Source organism: Klebsiella sp. GW_Kp181 (assembly GCF_040062315.1).
Lineage (GTDB): Bacteria > Pseudomonadota > Gammaproteobacteria > Enterobacterales > Enterobacteriaceae > Klebsiella > Klebsiella oxytoca.
Genome location: NZ_JBEAFR010000077.1, coordinates 14,167 through 30,352 on the forward strand (window position 1 = coordinate 14,167; position 16,186 = coordinate 30,352).

The following is a 16,186-nucleotide window of genomic DNA, read 5'->3' on the forward strand; positions in this document are numbered from 1 at the left end:
AAAAAGCTCACGAGATCAGCGTGTTGGTGGAGAAAAAAGCCCATCCTGAGATGGGCTGAAAGTTTCCACGGCAACAAAACATCCTTGGTACCTCGCGCCACAACACGAAGCACCATGGATTTACAGCAAAATCAGACGCTGTAGTACAGCTCGAATTCAACCGGGTGCGGAGTCATACGGATGCGGTCGTTTTCTTCCATACGCAGGGCGATGTAAGCATCGATAGCGTCGTTGGTGAATACGCCGCCGGCGGTCAGGAATTCACGGTCTGCGTCCAGCGCGTTCAGTGCTTCTTCCAGAGAGCCTGCAACCTGTGGGATCTCTTTCGCTTCTTCCGGCGGCAGATCGTACAGGTTTTTATCCATGGCTTCGCCCGGATGGATTTTGTTCTTGATACCGTCAAGGCCAGCCATCAGCAGCGCGGCGAAGCACAGGTACGGGTTAGCCGCCGGGTCCGGGAAGCGCACTTCGATACGGCGCGCTTTCGGAGAGGTGACAACCGGAATACGGATAGACGCGGAACGGTTACGGGCAGAGTAAGCCAGCATTACCGGCGCTTCGTAGCCCGGGACCAGACGCTTGTAGGAGTTGGTGGTCGGGTTAGCCAGGGCGTTAATCGCTTTAGCGTGTTTGATAACGCCGCCGATGTAGTACAGCGCTTGTTCAGACAGGCCCGCGTATTTGTCGCCGGAGAACAGGTTTACGCCGTTCTTGGACAGGGACATGTGGCAGTGCATACCGGAACCGTTATCGCCAAACATCGGTTTTGGCATGAAGGTCGCGGTTTTGCCGAAACGGTGTGCGACGTTGTGCACAACGTATTTGTAAATCTGAATTTCATCCGCTTTTTTGGTCATGGTGTTAAAGCGGGTGGCGATTTCGTTCTGACCGGCAGTCGCCACTTCGTGATGGTGAGCTTCAACAACCAGGCCCATCTCTTCCATGATCATACACATGGTGGAGCGGATATCCTGAGAGGAGTCTACTGGCGGAACCGGGAAGTAGCCGCCTTTCACGCCCGGACGGTGGCCTTTGTTGCCGCCTTCGTATTTGGTGGAGGAGTTCCATGCGCCTTCGATATCATCGATAGCGACGTGGGAACCGGAGATGGACGCACCAAAACGGATATCATCGAACAGGAAGAATTCTGGTTCTGGCCCGAACAGTACGGTGTCAGCCAGGCCGGTAGAGCGCAGATACTCTTCAGCGCGCTTAGCAATGGAACGCGGGTCGCGGTCATAGCCCTGCAGAGTGCCGGGTTCCAGGATGTCGCAGCGGATGATCAGAGTCGGTTCTTCATAGAACGGGTCGATCAGCGCGGTGGTTGCATCCGGCATCAGAACCATGTCGGATTCGTTAATACCTTTCCAACCGCCAATCGAGGAGCCATCAAACATTTTGCCTTCTTCGAAGAATTCGGCATTTACCTGATGAGAAGGAATAGTTACGTGCTGTTCTTTACCTTTGGTATCGGTGAAGCGCAGATCGACAAACTTCACTTCATGCTCGTTCAGCATCGTCAAAACGTGTTCAGCGGACATACTTAAACTCTCCCGGATTGGTCTGTGTCGTCGTGGAAACGAAAACTTTTTTGCTACTAAAAGTGGCGTTGTTGCCTTAAAAAATACAAAGCGAAATCTGTGCCAACTTTTAAATTGCCCCCAAAAGGCGTTATCATGCACGTCATCGTGCAAAAGGGCTGCACCAAAATGAATGCATTGCACCAATATAGTGCATTTGTGTGAACGTTGGGCACTTATTTGGTGCAATTGGACTCGAATAACCCTTTTAATGCTCCGTGAAAGCGATCACAAAGAATCTCTGCAATACTTGTTTGCGGAGGATGTTTGTGATCCTGTTTTGTACTGCGATTAATCCGTGTACAATAACGCGCTATTTCTAATGCCTGAGGCAAAGTTGTGATCGAAAATCTGCGTAATATCGCCATCATCGCGCACGTTGACCATGGTAAAACTACCCTGGTTGATAAGCTGCTACAGCAATCTGGTACGTTCGACGCGCGTACTGAAGCACAAGAACGAGTGATGGACTCCAACGATTTGGAGAAAGAGCGTGGGATTACCATCCTCGCTAAAAACACTGCTATCAAATGGAATGATTACCGTATCAACATCGTTGATACCCCTGGGCACGCCGACTTCGGTGGTGAAGTTGAACGTGTCATGTCCATGGTAGATTCTGTGCTGCTGGTGGTTGATGCCTTTGATGGTCCGATGCCGCAGACGCGCTTCGTCACCAAGAAAGCTTTTGCCCACGGTCTGAAGCCGATTGTTGTTATCAACAAAGTTGACCGTCCTGGCGCGCGCCCTGACTGGGTTGTCGATCAGGTATTCGACCTGTTCGTTAACCTTGATGCTACCGACGAACAGCTGGACTTCCCTATCGTTTACGCTTCCGCGCTGAACGGTATCGCGGGTCTGGATCACGAAGATATGGCTGAGGATATGACTCCGCTGTATCAGACTATCGTCGATCGCGTACCGGCACCGAACGTTGACCTTGATGGCCCGCTGCAGATGCAAATCTCCCAGCTGGACTACAACAACTACGTTGGCGTCATCGGCATCGGCCGCATCAAGCGCGGTAAAGTGAAGCCGAACCAGCAGGTCACTATCGTTGATAGCGAAGGCAAAACCCGTAATGGTAAAGTCGGTAAAGTTCTGACCCACCTGGGTCTGGAGCGTATCGAGAGCGACATCGCTGAAGCGGGCGATATCATCGCGATCACCGGTCTGGGCGAGCTGAACATCTCTGACACCATCTGCGATACGCAGAATGTTGAAGCGCTGCCGGCGCTGTCCGTCGATGAGCCGACCGTTTCCATGTTCTTCTGCGTTAACACCTCTCCGTTCTGCGGTAAAGAAGGTAAGTACGTTACCTCTCGTCAGATCCTTGACCGCCTGAACAAAGAGCTGGTGCACAACGTGGCGCTGCGCGTTGAAGAAACTCCGGATGCAGACGCATTCCGCGTTTCTGGCCGTGGTGAACTGCACCTGTCCGTTCTTATCGAAAACATGCGTCGTGAAGGTTTCGAAATGGCGGTTTCCCGTCCGAAAGTTATCTTCCGCGAAATCGACGGCCGTAAGCAAGAGCCGTTCGAGAACGTGACGCTGGACGTCGAAGAGCAGCACCAGGGGTCTGTTATGCAGGCGCTGGGTGAGCGTAAAGGCGACCTGAAAAACATGAATCCAGATGGCAAAGGCCGCGTACGTCTCGACTACGTGATCCCAAGCCGTGGTCTGATCGGCTTCCGTTCAGAATTCATGACCATGACCTCCGGTACCGGTCTGCTGTACTCCACCTTCAGCCACTACGATGACGTTCGTGCGGGTGATGTGGGTCAGCGTCAGAACGGCGTTCTGATCTCCAACGGTCAGGGTAAAGCGGTGGCGTTTGCGCTGTTCAGCCTGCAGGATCGCGGTAAGCTGTTCCTGGGCCACGGCGCAGAAGTTTACGAAGGCCAGATCATCGGTATTCACAGCCGTTCTAACGACCTGACGGTAAACTGCCTGACTGGTAAGAAACTGACCAACATGCGTGCGTCCGGTACTGACGAAGCAACGGTTCTGGTTCCGCCGGTTAAGATGACCCTGGAGCAGGCTCTGGAGTTCATCGATGACGACGAACTGGTTGAAGTTACCCCTACTTCCGTTCGTATCCGTAAACGTCATCTGACCGAGAACGACCGTAAACGCGCAATGCGCGGCGCGAAAGAAGAGTAATTAACGCTTCTTTCCACTATCTGAACCCTGCCTCAATGGCAGGGTTTCTTTTTTGTACAAAGCCCTGCCACCCATAGTCAAACTCCCCCTTTCCCGCTACAGTTAATTTTCCACGGTGCAAAAGGAGAGGGCCATGCTCTATATCTTTGATTTAGGTAATGTGATTGTCGATATTGACTTCAACCGGGTGCTCGGGACGTGGAGCGATTTAACGCGGATCCCTCTTGCGACGCTGAAGCAGCATTTCACTATGGGTGAAGCGTTCCATCAGCACGAGCGCGGCGAAATTAGCGATGAGGATTTTGCGGCGGCGATGTGCCACGAAATGAACATGCCGCTTAGCTACGAGCAGTTCTCCCACGGCTGGCAGGCGGTTTTCGTCGCCCTGCGACCGGAGGTGACGGCAATTATGCAAAAATTACGCGAGCAGGGGCATCGAGTCGTGGTCCTGTCCAATACTAACCGTTTGCATACCACCTTCTGGCCGGATGAATATCCAGAAATACGCGCCGTGGCTGACCATATCTATCTCTCCCAGGAGATGGGGATGCGTAAACCCGAAGCGCGGATCTACCAGAGCGTGCTCGAATCGGAAGGTTTCTCCGCAGAGGATACGGTTTTCTTCGATGATAACGCCGATAATATTGCCGGCGCTGATCAGTTAGGTATCACGTCAATTCTGGTGACCGGAAAGGAGACGATACCGAACTACTTTGCGAAGCAGCTATGCTAAAAACCGTTCATCAAAAAACAGCGCGCCATCTGCGGCCGCTGGTGGCCTGGCTGAAGCTGCTATGGCGGCGTATTGATGAAGATCATATGACGACCCTGGCGGGAAACCTGGCCTATGTGTCGTTACTCTCCCTGGTGCCGCTTATCGCCGTTATATTTGCGCTGTTTGCGGCCTTTCCGATGTTTTCTGATGTCAGTATCCAGATTCGACACTTTATTTTTGCCAATTTTATTCCGACCACCGGCGATGTGATTCAGGGCTATATCGAGCAGTTTGTCGCCAACTCCAGTCGGATGACCGCCGTGGGCGCTTTCGGCCTGATTGTGACATCGCTGCTGCTGATGTATTCCATTGATAGCGCATTGAATACTATCTGGCGCAGCACCCGAACCCGGCCAAAAACCTACTCCTTTGCCGTCTATTGGATGATCCTCACGCTGGGGCCGCTGCTGGCGGGGGCCAGCCTTGCGATCAGCTCCTATCTCCTGTCGTTACGCTGGGCCAGCGATCTGAATAGCGTGATTGACGATGTGCTGCGTATTTTTCCGCTCATTTTATCGTGGGTGGCATTCTGGCTGCTGTACAGCATTGTGCCGACGGCCGAGGTCCGTAACCGCGATGCGATAATCGGTTCCCTGGTTGCGGCGCTGCTCTTTGAGGCGGGGAAGAAAGCTTTTGCTTTATATATCACTGCGTTCCCGTCCTATCAGCTGATTTATGGCGTGCTTGCCGTGGTACCCATTTTGTTCGTCTGGGTGTACTGGACGTGGTGTATCGTCTTGCTTGGCGCTGAAATTACTGTCACTCTCGGTGAATACCGCAAACTGAAAAAAGAAGAAACAGAACAATCATGATTGCATTAATTCAACGCGTATCCCGAGCTAGCGTTACCGTGGAGGATGAAGTGACGGGCGAAATCGGTCCCGGGCTTCTGGTGCTGTTAGGCGTCGAGAGAGACGATGATGAGCAAAAGGCGAATCGCCTGTGCGAACGCGTGCTGGGATACCGTATTTTTAGCGATGCTGAAGGCAAAATGAATCTTAATGTGCAGCAGGCTGGCGGCAGCGTGCTGGTGGTTTCACAGTTTACGCTGGCAGCGGATACCGAGCGCGGGATGCGTCCTGGATTTTCTAAAGGCGCGGCACCGGATAAAGCGGAAGCGCTGTACGAGTATTTCGTTGAGCGCTGCCGCCAGCAGAAAATGAATACGCAGACCGGGAGATTTGCTGCCGATATGCAGGTTTCTCTGGTGAATGATGGTCCTGTGACCTTTTGGTTGCAGGTATGAGCCAGCTTCCGGGCAGGCTGCGGGTAACAAAAGAGAGTACAGCTATGTATCACCTTCGCGTACCGCAAACAGAAGAAGAGTTAGAGAGCTACTACCAGTTCCGCTGGGAGATGCTGCGTAAGCCGCTGCATCAGCCGAAAGGGTCCGAGCGCGATGCGTGGGATGCGATGGCGCACCATCAAATGGTGGTCGATGAAGAGGGTAATCTGGTTGCCGTTGGGCGACTGTATGTGAACGCGGAAAACGAAGCCTCGATCCGTTTTATGGCCGTACATCCGTCAGTACAGGATAAGGGGCTGGGAACCCTGATGGCGATGACGCTGGAGTCCGTCGCCCGTCAGGAAGGCGTTAAGCGCGTGACCTGTAGCGCCCGTGAAGACGCGGTAGAATTCTTTGCCAAGCTCGGGTTTGTGAACCAGGGTGAAATCACGACGCCGACCACCACGCCGATTCGTCATTTTTTGATGATTAAGCCAATAGCCTCGCTGGACGATATTTTACATCGCGGCGACTGGTGCGCTCAGCTGCAGCAGGCCTGGTATCAGCACATCCCTCTTAGTGAAAAAATGGGCGTGCGCATTCAGCAGTATACCGGGCAAAAGTTTATCACCACTATGCCGGAAGCTGGTAACCAGAATCCCCACCATACGCTGTTTGCCGGCAGCCTGTTTTCGCAGGCAACGTTAACCGGCTGGGGGCTTATCTGGCTGATGCTGCGCGAGCGGCATCTTGGCGGCACAATTATTCTCGCAGATGCTCATATTCGTTACAGTCAGCCCATTAGCGGACGCCCCAGCGCTGTTGCCGATCTCGGCTCATTAAGCGGCGATCTCGATCGCCTGGCGCGTGGGCGCAAAGCGCGCGTTCAGCTGCAGGTTGAGCTATTCGGTGACGATCGGCTCGGCGCGGTTTTTGAGGGTATCTATATCGTGCTTCCTGCGAAGCCGTTCGGCTCTTATGAAGAGGGTGGCAACGAAGAGGAGTAGCCTCCCTTTACGCTTATCTACTGGCCCGGTGATTTTACCCGCCAGGCGATATCTCTCATCGCGCTGGCTGCCGCTGGGCTGATACCGCCCAGCTGGAAGAAGCCGTGAATCACTCCGAGATAGCGCTGACAGGTGCACTCTACGCCCTGTTCAAGCAGACGCTGGTAAAGCGCTTCGCCTTCATCACGCAAAGGATCGTATTCTGCCGTCAGAATATGCACCGGCGGTAAGCCGTTAAAGTCTTTACGCCATAGCGGGCTGGCTTCCGGGTGGTGGAGTGTCGTCGACGAAAGGTACATTTCATAGCCGCTGAGCAGAGTGTCTTCGGTGATAATGTAATCTTTACCGTTATCGATATAGCTCTTCATACTGGCGGTGGCATCCAGCATCGGATAAATCAAAACAAGCTGCGCGGGTTGCCATGCCCGGGTGGTTTTCAGCCGCAGAGCGGTGACCAAGGCCAGATGACCCCCGGCGCTATCGCCCGCAAGCGTAATACGCGAAACGTCGATGCCTAACTGCGGCGCGTGGCGGTGAATAATCAGTGCGCCTTTTTCAGCATCGTCATGGGCGGCGGGAAAAGCGTGCTCCGGCGCCAGCCGGTATTGCACGGCGATAACCCGGCAGCCGCTGTGGTAAGCCAGCTGACGGAGCTGATGGTCATGCGTGGCGAAACTACCGCTGATAAAGCAGCCGCCGTGAAAATAGATGACCGCAGGGAGAGCGCCTGAGGCGTTGAGGGGGGAGACAATGCGAAATGTCATGCCTTCGAGCTCGATATCTTCTACCTGAACGCGCTTTTCTTGCTCCCCAGCCAGTACCGTGCTGGCGATATAGCCGCGTCTCCGGTCATCAATACTCTGATCGCGCGATGAGGGTCGACCCGCCTCGATAAACTCCCGCACCTGTATTGCAATACCCTTTTCAAGCGCCATTCTTATTCCCTTAACCTGTTTGGATATACAGGTTTATAGCCTGATTGTGAGCAAAAGAAAACCGGGGATTTTCGTTGGGAAGTGATTCTGGAAAGCGGCTCGCAAAAGTGAAACCCATTGCTGGACGAAGCAGCAATCGCAGGGAGGAGTATGGGATAAAGCTGCCGGATGCCATCGTACTGGCAACAGCGCAAATAGATCGTTATGAACTGGTCACGCGCAAAGCAAAAGTTTTGCCGGCATACCGGGAGTGATTACGCTTTATCATTTGTAAGTCGGGCAGCAGAAGAGGCTGCCCGACATGCTGCTCGCCGTTACTCCCCCTCTCCCGGGAACAGGAACGGGTTGATGGAGCTGCGGGCAAAGCCCTCTTGTTCCATCCGTGCGTCCAGCACCAGTGAGGCGAGGTCGTCGGCCACGGCTTCTACTTTGGGATCCTTTTCCTGATAAAGAATCTTCAGGTAGGTACCGCAGTCGCCGCAGCTTTCAGCTTTAATGGCCGCCTGCTCGTTATCTAAAGACCAGTAGTGCAGATCGCGCGTCTGTTCGCAGTTGCTGCATTTCACGCGCACCACGTGCCACTCGGTTTCACACAGGTTGCAGTGCAAATAGCGCAGGCCCTGAGTGGTGCCAATTTGCACTATGCTGGAGACCGGCATCGAGCCGCAAACCGGGCAGAATTGACGCTGTTCACCGTATTCGGCGCGAGCTTTACCGGGTATCAGGCTGGCCATCTGCGCCCAATAGAGCGATAGCGCGGCCCAGATAAACGGTGCTTTATCGCTGCTAACGGAGGCAAAATCGGAGACAAATAGCGCGCTTGCCATCAGTTCCAGCTCTTGCTCTGACGCTTTTTCCAGATTCTCGATAACCGCCAGCGCCGGGCCGCTCATCTCTGGCTTCAGTTCGGCAATCAGCGAATGCAGTAGCTTGTGCCAGTGCTTGTCGCGCGGTAAAACGTGAATATCGAGCGGCGGTTTGCCCTGATCGTTCGCTTCTTTAATGCGTGCGGTGAGATCCATCTGCAGGGGATGATCGTACAGCACCACTTCCTGCGCGTGGGCGATAAGCGCAGCAAAGCGCAGATAATCCCCCAGCGGATTATTTTCAGCCAGTTCGCGCAGGCGCTCGGCACGACGGTTATATAAATTTTTGAGTCGAGGAAACAACAACGGTGGAATCATATCCGTCGCGCGTTTCTCGCTCTTTTCCAGCTCATCTTGCGGGATGATACGAATGCTCATTCAGTCACTTCCTGGTTTCAGCAGATTCGGCGATGGTCGCGTCCGCTCTGTGATTTGGCGGGCATCATGCGCCCGCTCTGGTGATGTCATTAATGATAACCGTAATCGGCATACGGGATATACCCATGACATCGCAATGTGTGCGCTACGATACCTGATATCGATACCCCAGACTATGCGCCGTTAGGATTAGCCATCCTGCCCCATGAGTTTAGAGTGCCAATCCCGCCTGCGGTGCATGAGGGCTGGAGGCGGCAAAAGCGAACGGTATCCGCAAAAAAATGGCGTCGATATACGACGCCATTTATAAGACCAGCAAAGCGCACGCTTACGACTGGCGCTTATCCTGCTTTTCGCGGACTTCACGATACCAGCGTGGATGATGCTTCTTCGCCCAGGTCTTCGTGACCCAGCCTTCCACCATCGCGGTTATCGTGCCCTTCACCCACAGCGCGGCGTAAATATGCACCATGATCACCACAATCAGCGCCACCGCAGAGAAGGAGTGCAGCATCAGCGCGAAGCGGATAACCGGGATGGAGAACGCCGGCGCAAAGTACGGACGCCAGATAATCACCCCGCTGACCAGCAGCAGCACCAGCAAGATAATCGCCGCCCAGAACACGCATTTCTGGCCGAAGTTATAGCGTCCGGTATCGCCCACTTCCTCGTTGACGACAATCTTGCGAATATTCTTCGCCCAGAAAATATCGTCCCGGTTGATCAGGTTGTGGTGCCAGTAGCGGAAGAACATGATGATGAACGAGGCAAACATGATCACGCCCACAAACGGGTGCAGAATGCGCGCCAGCTGCGGTGTGCCCATGATTTGCATCAGCCAGTTGAAGGACGGGAAGAAAAAGCCCAGCCCGCTCACCGCCGCCAGCACGAAACAGAAGGCGGTGACCCAATGGTTGATTCGCTCCGGCGCGGTGTAGCGCACGATGGTGTCACGTCTTTTCATTTGCGCACCTCGTCTTTCTCTTCATCCAGATTGTCCTCTTCCTCTTCCGCGCGGTTCGGACCGACGCCGACGTAATGGAAGATGCTGGCGGCGAAGGTGGCCGCAAATCCGACCGCGGCCAGCGGTTTCCAGATCCCTTTCCAGAACTTCACGGTAGCGCTGATTTCCGGATTTTCCGGCAGGCCGTGATAGAGATTCGGCTTGTCGGCGTGGTGCAGCACGTACATCACGTGCGTGCCGCCAACGCCTGCCGGATCGTACAGACCTGCGTTGTCATAACCGCGGGTTTTCAGCTCGGCGACGCGCTCGCCTGCCAGCGTTTTCATATCCTCTTTGGAGCCAAAGTGGATAGCACCGGTCGGGCAGGTTTTCACGCAGGCCGGTTCCTGGCCAACGTTAACGCGGTCCACGCACAGCGTACATTTATAGACGCGGTTGTCTTCCGGGTTCAGACGCGGCACGTTGAACGGGCAGCCAGCAATGCAGTAGCCGCAGCCGATGCACTGCTCAGACTGGAAGTCGACGATGCCGTTGGCATACTGAATGATTGCCCCTTCCGCCGGGCAGGCCTTCAGGCAGCCCGGATCGGCGCAGTGCATACAGCCATCCTTACGGATGAGCCACTCCAGTTTGTCGTTCTGCTCCACTTCCGAGAAGCGCATCACGGTCCAGGATTTGGCGGTCAGATCGGCGGGGTTATCGTACACCCCGACGTTATGACCCACTTCATCACGAATGTCGTTCCACTCGGAGCAGGCCACCTGACAGGCTTTACAGCCGATACAGGTCGTGACGTCGATAAGCTTCGCCACCTCTTCCTGATGGTCCCGCGCGTGCGGCGCGGGGGTGAAGCCGTTAGTCGCGGAACGACGGATAATGTCTTGCGATTGATAAGCCATAATTCGTCTCCGTTACGCCTTTTCCACGTTCACAAGGAAAGCCTTGAACTCCGGCGTCTGCGTGTTCGCATCCCCGACAAACGGCGTCAGGGTATTGGCGATAAACCCTTTCTTCGCCACGCCTTCGTAGCCCCAGTGAATCGGAATACCGATAGTATCGATATCCTTGCCGTCCGCTTTCAGCGTGCGAATACGCTTGGTCACCACCGCCTTGGCTTTAATATAGCCGCGGTTAGAGGAGACCTTCACGGTATCGCCATGGGCGATGCCGAGCTTGTTCGCCAGCTTCTCGCCGATCTCCACAAACTGCTCCGGCTGCGCGATGGCGTTGAGAAGCGCGTGCTTGGTCCAGTAGTGGAAGTGCTCGGTCAGACGGTAAGTGGTACCGACGTAAGGGAATTTTTCCGCTTTGCCCATCTGCTCAAGGTCGCCTTTAAAGACGCGAGCGGCCGGGTTAGAGACGACATTCGGATGCAGCGGGTTAGTGCCCAGCGGCGTTTCAAACGGCTCGTAGTGTTCCGGGAACGGCCCCTCCGCCATCTTATCGATAGCGAACAGACGTCCCATCCCTTCCGGCTGCATGATAAACGGCCCGACATCGCTGTCCGGCGCAGCGGCGCTGTAGTCTGGAATATCCACGCCGCCCCACTTCGCGCCGTCCCATTTCAGGAGCTGACGCTTCGGATCCCACGGTTTACCCTGCGGGTCAGCGGAGGCGCGGTTATACAGGATACGGCGATTAAGCGGCCACGCCCATGCCCAGCCGAGGGTATTGCCAAGGCCAGATGGATCGGCGTTATCGCGACGGGCCATCTGGTTGCCGTCAGGCGTCCAGCTGCCGGCGAAGATCCAGCAGCCGCTGGAGGTCGTGCCGTCGTCACGCAGCTGCGCAAACGAACTGAGCTGCTGGCCTTTCTTGACGATCACAGCACCGGTTGCCGGGTCGGTGATGTCAGCCAGCGCCTTGCCGTTGCTCTCCATCGCCACTTCTTCCGATGCCGGTTCATGCGGCGTGGCGTAGTTCCACGTCATGTTCAGCACCGGTTCCGGCGCCGGTCCGCCCTGTTCGGCGTACATCTTGCGCAGGCGTAAGAAGATACCGGCGAGGATTTCACCGTCGGTGGCCGCAATCCCCGGGGCGTCAGCGCCTTTCCAGTGCCACTGCAGCCAGCGGCCGGAGTTAACGATGGAACCGTTCTCTTCGGCGAAGCAGGTGGACGGCAGGCGGAACACTTCGGTCTGGATTTTCGCCGGATCGACGTCGTTCGACTCTCCGTGGTTTTGCCAGAAAGTGGAGGTTTCGGTGTTGAGCGGATCGATGGTCACCAGGAACTTCAGTTTCGACAGCGACGCAACAACCTTGTTTTTGTTCGGGAACGAGGCTACCGGGTTAAAGCCCTGGCAGATATAGCCATTCACTTTACCCTGATTCATCATCTCGAAGTATTGCAGGACGTCGTAGCCCTTGTCCCACTTCGGCAGCCAGTCAAAGCCCCAGCTGTTTTCCGCCGTTGCTTTATCGCCAAAGAAGGCCTTCATCATCGAGACGAAGAATTTCGGGTAGTTACCCCAGTAGTTCACCTGATCCTTCAACAGCGGTTTCGGTGTATTGGCGGCGAGGTAGGTTTGCAGGTCAGTCTGTTTCTCGCTCGGCAGCGTCATATAGCCAGGCAGGCTCTGCGACAGCAATCCTAAGTCGGTGAGACCCTGAATGTTGGAGTGGCCGCGCAGGGCGTTTACGCCGCCGCCCGCCATGCCCATATTACCGAGCAGCAGCTGGATCATCGCCATGGTGCGAATGTTCTGCGCGCCGATGGAGTGCTGCGTCCAGCCCAGTGCGTACAGGAAAGACGCGGTTTTATCCGGAGCGCTGGTTTCCGCAATGTACTCGCAGACTTTCAGGAAGTCCGCTTTTGGCGTCCCGCAGATATTTTCGACAACTTCTGGCGTATAGCGGGAAACGTGCTGCTTCAGCAAATTCCAGACGCAGCGCGGATGCTGCAGCGTGGTATCGCGTTTAGCAAAGCCGTTTTCATCCAGCTCATAGTTCCAGGACGTTTTGTCGTACTTGCGGGCTTCGGCGTCATAGCCGCTGAATAAACCGTCTTCAAAGCTGTAATCTTCACGCACGATCAGGCTGGCGTTGGTATAGGCTTCGGTATATTCACGGTTAATCTTTTCATTGTTCAACAGGTACAGGATGACGCCTGACAGGAAGGTAATGTCAGTACCGGAACGAATTGGGGTATAGAAATCAGCCACCGACGCGGTACGCGTAAAGCGCGGATCGATCACAATCAGCTTCGCGCCATTGTGGATCTTGGCTTCCATCGCCCAGCGGAACCCAACCGGGTGAGCTTCAGCGGCGTTGCCGCCCATCACCACGATAAGATTGGCGTTCTTTATGTCGACCCAGTGGTTGGTCATCGCACCGCGACCAAATGTTGGAGCAAGACTTGCTACCGTTGGTCCGTGTCAGACGCGCGCCTGGTTGTCGACCGCGAGCATACCGAGCGCGCGGGTAAATTTCTGGGTTAAATAACCGGTTTCGTTACTGGAGGCGGAGGCGCACAGCATACCGGTGGTCAGCCAGCGGTTGACGGTGGTGCCTTCGCTATTCTGCGCGACAAAATTGGCGTCGCGGTCTTCTTTCATCAGCTTAGCGATACGGTCGAATGCTTCATCCCAGCTGATTTGCTGCCATTTATCAGAGCCTGGCGCGCGATATTCTGGAAATTTCAGGCGACTTTCGGAGTGGATAAAGTCTACCAGACCGGCCCCTTTAGGGCAGAGCGCACCACGGTTGACCGGATGGTCCGGATCACCTTCGATATGGAAGATAGACGCTTTGGCATTTTTTGCGCCGTCGCCGAGGCTGTACATTAACAGCCCACAGCCAACGGAACAGTAAGTGCAGGTGTTACGGGTTTCGCGGGTGCGCAGCAGCTTGTACTGCCGTGTTTCCGCTAGCGCTAAACCGGGCGCAAAGCCCAGCGCCGCTGCCGTGGTTCCTGCCATACCGCCAGCGCAGATCTTAAAGAACTGCCTTCTGCTGACCTGCATGGTTCGCTCCTTGTTTCGACATTGTCACGTATAGTTATTTGCTTTGCGGTAAGGGCCACAAAGGTTCAGAATTGGGGGTAATTTCCCTCGTTCCCGGAGGGATATAAACAGAATACCACATTGTGTGTATGCCTGTTCCAATACGGTTAAGACAAAGTGAACAAGAAGCCTCTTGAACAAATCGAAAATGTGATCGATATCACAGGTTATCGCCAGGTATCGCTCTGGAAGCGCCCAAATTTGCAACATCCCCAGCCAGACGAGTTAGCTGAAGAGGTACCCGTTGCGCTGGTTTATAACGGCATCTCGCACGTGGTGATGATGGCGACGCCGAAAGACCTGGCGCAATTCGCCGTCGGCTTTTCCTTATCCGAAGGGATTATAGAGAACCGGCGCGAGATTTATGGCATCGACGTCGTTCAGGCCTGTAACGGCCTGGAAGTGCAAATTGAGCTCTCCAGCCGCCGCTTTATGGGATTGAAAGAGCGCCGTCGTGCGCTAGCCGGCCGCACCGGCTGTGGCGTATGCGGCGTGGAACAGCTCAACGATATCGGTAAGCCCGTGCAGCCTCTGCCTTTTACCCAGACGTTCGATCTGGCGAACCTCGATCGCGCGTTGGCGCATCTGCGGGATTTTCAGCCAATAGGCTGCCTTACCGGCTGCACGCACGCGGCGGCTTGGGTAACGCTTTCCGGCGAGCTCGCGGGCGGCCACGAAGACGTTGGCCGCCACGTGGCGCTGGACAAACTCCTCGGACACCGCGCGGAAGATGATGGCGCCTGGCAAAACGGTGCGGCGCTCGTCTCCAGCCGCGCCAGCTATGAAATGGTGCAGAAGGCGGCGATGTGCGGGGTGGAAATTCTTTTTGCGGTCTCTGCCGCGACCACGCTGGCGGTTGAAGTTGCTGAGCGCTGTAACCTGACGCTGGTGGGCTTCTGCAAGCCGGGTAGGGCAACCGTATACACGCATCCGCAGCGGTTAATTGCAGGTTAAAATTAAGTCAATTTTTTTGAATGATAACAGCAAATCCTTCCGCTTTTTGTTTGGTGATGTGAGGGCTACTATTTATCACATCAAGGCACGGCGCCTTATCAAAATAACTAACGTAAAGGGTTTATCTCATGAAAAGCATCAAAACTTTTGTCGCTGTTATCGCACTGTCCGCTTCTTTTGGTTCCTTTGCTGCGGAAACCGTCACCGCTACCGCAGCAACGATGGACGGTGCGGAAGCGAAGATCGCCGCTCAGGCCCAGGCCGCAGGCGCGTCGTCTTACAAAATTACCGAAGCGTTTACCGGTAACCGCGTGCACATGACCGCTGAACTGAATAAATAAGCTTAAAGCTACTGTCGAAAGAGCGCCCAAGGGGCGCTTTTTTTGTCTTTTTGTGGCCTGCAGATGTGCATCAGCTATGGAGATTGTGCTTATCATTGGCCGGGCGGTGCGTCAGGCGCCGCCCGGCAGAAATGCGGGCACAATAGCTGTTGCCCTTGCATCCTTTAATCGAAGTAATAGCGAATGCCGAGGCGGAATCGTACCTGATCGTCGTGATTCTGATCCTGATCGAGCCAGGCCACTTCTGCATAGGGAAGCCAGTGTTTATCGACGCGGTAGCGCGCCACAATGCTTGGCTCCCAGTGGGTTTTCTGCCCGTTAGAGGCATTGAAGTCGTTAGCGTTGACGAAGAACTCAGGGTTGAGCTGGAGCCACAGTTTTTCGGTCGCCTGGTAATTAAGGAACAGGTCGAGCTGATGGCTGTCGTTATAATCCATATAGCCATTATAATCGCGATCTTTATGGGTCATATGGTTATAGCGATAGCGGCTGCTGAAACTCAATGTTTTACTGATTTTATAGTCGAGACTGATATAAGGAGCCAGTTTTGTTCCTTTATTATCAATATCGGTTAATCCGCCAGGCGTCAGCGTCCATTTTTCATTAAGCGGTAGCGGATACCAGCCTTCAAACTCCTGAAATGAGCTTTTCATTTGATTAAAGTCTTGCCCGAGGTCGTACATTGCGGAAGCCAGAACGCCTGCGCCATTATCAAATATATGACCCAGGCCAATTTTATACTGGTTTTTCTCAGAGGCCGTCGTGTGAGCGTAGCGATTATCAACCCAGGTTGCTGCGGCAATTGCATTTAGCGTAAAGCAGGACAGCGGTATGGCGATACAAAGCGTGCGTGATTTTTTCATTTTTATTCCTGTAGGATTTAATAAGTGCCATAATTTCTGGAGAGAAATAAAAGACACTTATTAAATAGCAATTGCTGTGCCAGAATATAAAGTTCTTAAAATACATGAAGTTGTTTTTATGTGTTGAGCCTTAA

At 54.3% G+C, this 16,186-nt stretch carries 14 protein-coding genes and 1 pseudogene; 8 read left to right on the top strand and 7 right to left on the bottom strand.

The features are described from left to right. Positions 1–131: 131 nt before the first annotated feature. Positions 132–1,541 (bottom strand): glutamate--ammonia ligase, encoded by a 1,410-nt coding sequence (gene glnA, locus ABLV11_RS20620; RefSeq protein WP_004107355.1) that lies wholly within the window; start codon positions 1,539–1,541, stop codon positions 132–134. A 378-nt stretch (positions 1,542–1,919) separates the two neighbouring features. Between glnA and typA the strand changes: the two genes are divergently transcribed. The 5 genes from typA (at position 1,920) to fabY (ending at position 6,750) form a co-directional block, all read left to right on the top strand. Beyond that, positions 1,920–3,743, top strand: coding sequence for a ribosome-dependent GTPase TypA (typA, locus tag ABLV11_RS20625; RefSeq protein WP_004107356.1), 1,824 nt, complete (start codon positions 1,920–1,922; stop codon positions 3,741–3,743). 133 nt (positions 3,744–3,876) lie between these two features. Continuing rightward, the gene (yihX, locus tag ABLV11_RS20630; protein WP_004107358.1) at positions 3,877–4,476 is read left to right on the top strand and encodes a glucose-1-phosphatase; all 600 of its coding nucleotides are present in this window, start codon (positions 3,877–3,879) and stop codon (positions 4,474–4,476) included. Then, positions 4,470–5,330: a virulence factor BrkB family protein gene (locus ABLV11_RS20635; RefSeq protein WP_004107366.1), complete on the top strand. Its 861-nt coding sequence runs from the start codon at positions 4,470–4,472 to the stop codon at positions 5,328–5,330. The genes yihX and ABLV11_RS20635 overlap by 7 nt, the downstream gene beginning before the upstream one ends. Then, complete coding sequence (gene dtd / locus ABLV11_RS20640) at positions 5,327–5,764, top strand: D-aminoacyl-tRNA deacylase (protein ID WP_004107369.1); 438 nt, start codon at positions 5,327–5,329, stop codon at positions 5,762–5,764. The genes ABLV11_RS20635 and dtd overlap by 4 nt, the downstream gene beginning before the upstream one ends. 44 nt (positions 5,765–5,808) lie before the next feature. Beyond that, positions 5,809–6,750 carry a fatty acid biosynthesis protein FabY gene (gene fabY, locus ABLV11_RS20645; RefSeq protein WP_004107372.1) on the top strand — a complete coding sequence of 314 codons (942 nt, stop codon included), beginning with the start codon at positions 5,809–5,811 and terminating at the stop codon, positions 6,748–6,750. 17 nt (positions 6,751–6,767) lie between these two features. Here fabY and ABLV11_RS20650 read toward each other — a convergent pair whose 3' ends face one another. Continuing rightward, positions 6,768–7,685: an alpha/beta hydrolase gene (locus ABLV11_RS20650; RefSeq protein ID WP_004116784.1), complete on the bottom strand. Its 918-nt coding sequence runs from the start codon at positions 7,683–7,685 to the stop codon at positions 6,768–6,770. Positions 7,686–7,795: 110 nt separating this feature from the next. Here ABLV11_RS20650 and ABLV11_RS20655 point away from each other — a divergent pair. Further along, positions 7,796–7,959: pseudogene (locus ABLV11_RS20655) on the top strand (VapC toxin family PIN domain ribonuclease); the annotation flags it as partial. Positions 7,960–7,999: 40 nt separating this feature from the next. Here ABLV11_RS20655 and fdhE read toward each other — a convergent pair. The 4 genes from fdhE to fdnG form a co-directional block, all read right to left on the bottom strand. After that, positions 8,000–8,929 (bottom strand): formate dehydrogenase accessory protein FdhE, encoded by a 930-nt coding sequence (gene fdhE / locus ABLV11_RS20660; protein WP_004116785.1) that lies wholly within the window; start codon positions 8,927–8,929, stop codon positions 8,000–8,002. A 328-nt stretch (positions 8,930–9,257) separates the two neighbouring features. After that, the gene (fdoI, locus tag ABLV11_RS20665; protein ID WP_004116787.1) at positions 9,258–9,893 is read right to left on the bottom strand and encodes a formate dehydrogenase cytochrome b556 subunit; all 636 of its coding nucleotides are present in this window, start codon (positions 9,891–9,893) and stop codon (positions 9,258–9,260) included. Next, positions 9,890–10,792 carry a formate dehydrogenase subunit beta gene (gene fdxH / locus ABLV11_RS20670; protein WP_004107383.1) on the bottom strand — a complete coding sequence of 301 codons (903 nt, stop codon included), beginning with the start codon at positions 10,790–10,792 and terminating at the stop codon, positions 9,890–9,892. Before fdxH ends, fdoI begins: the two co-directional genes overlap by 4 nt. Positions 10,793–10,804: 12 nt before the next feature. Further along, a complete protein-coding gene (gene fdnG / locus ABLV11_RS20675) occupies positions 10,805–13,855 on the bottom strand; it encodes a formate dehydrogenase-N subunit alpha (RefSeq protein WP_094298909.1) in 3,051 nt (1,016 codons plus the stop codon). A 156-nt stretch (positions 13,856–14,011) separates the two neighbouring features. Between fdnG and fdhD the strand changes: the two genes are divergently transcribed. Next, the gene (gene fdhD, locus ABLV11_RS20680; RefSeq protein ID WP_016809588.1) at positions 14,012–14,848 is read left to right on the top strand and encodes a formate dehydrogenase accessory sulfurtransferase FdhD; all 837 of its coding nucleotides are present in this window, start codon (positions 14,012–14,014) and stop codon (positions 14,846–14,848) included. Positions 14,849–14,976: 128 nt separating this feature from the next. After that, positions 14,977–15,189 (top strand): YdgH/BhsA/McbA-like domain containing protein, encoded by a 213-nt coding sequence (locus ABLV11_RS20685; protein ID WP_004107394.1) that lies wholly within the window; start codon positions 14,977–14,979, stop codon positions 15,187–15,189. 164 nt (positions 15,190–15,353) lie between these two features. Here ABLV11_RS20685 and ABLV11_RS20690 read toward each other — a convergent pair whose 3' ends face one another. Further along, entirely contained in the window at positions 15,354–16,052 is a 699-nt protein-coding gene (locus ABLV11_RS20690; protein ID WP_004107397.1) for an oligogalacturonate-specific porin KdgM family protein, read from the bottom strand. Positions 16,053–16,186: the final 134 nt, after the last annotated feature.

Bases quoted from the DNA above. Each gene is read 5' to 3' on its own strand.
- ABLV11_RS20635 (WP_004107366.1), top strand. From the start codon at position 4,470: ATGCTAAAAACCGTTCATCAAAAAACAGCGCGCCATCTGCGGCCGCTG.
- fdxH (WP_004107383.1), bottom strand. From the start codon at position 10,792: ATGGCTTATCAATCGCAAGACATTATCCGTCGTTCCGCGACTAACGGC.
- ABLV11_RS20650 (WP_004116784.1), bottom strand. From the start codon at position 7,685: ATGGCGCTTGAAAAGGGTATTGCAATACAGGTGCGGGAGTTTATCGAG.
- ABLV11_RS20685 (WP_004107394.1), top strand. From the start codon at position 14,977: ATGAAAAGCATCAAAACTTTTGTCGCTGTTATCGCACTGTCCGCTTCT.
- fabY (WP_004107372.1), top strand. From the start codon at position 5,809: ATGTATCACCTTCGCGTACCGCAAACAGAAGAAGAGTTAGAGAGCTAC.
- fdhE (WP_004116785.1), bottom strand. From the start codon at position 8,929: ATGAGCATTCGTATCATCCCGCAAGATGAGCTGGAAAAGAGCGAGAAA.
- yihX (WP_004107358.1), top strand. From the start codon at position 3,877: ATGCTCTATATCTTTGATTTAGGTAATGTGATTGTCGATATTGACTTC.
- glnA (WP_004107355.1), bottom strand. From the start codon at position 1,541: ATGTCCGCTGAACACGTTTTGACGATGCTGAACGAGCATGAAGTGAAG.
- fdoI (WP_004116787.1), bottom strand. From the start codon at position 9,893: ATGAAAAGACGTGACACCATCGTGCGCTACACCGCGCCGGAGCGAATC.
- dtd (WP_004107369.1), top strand. From the start codon at position 5,327: ATGATTGCATTAATTCAACGCGTATCCCGAGCTAGCGTTACCGTGGAG.
- ABLV11_RS20690 (WP_004107397.1), bottom strand. From the start codon at position 16,052: ATGAAAAAATCACGCACGCTTTGTATCGCCATACCGCTGTCCTGCTTT.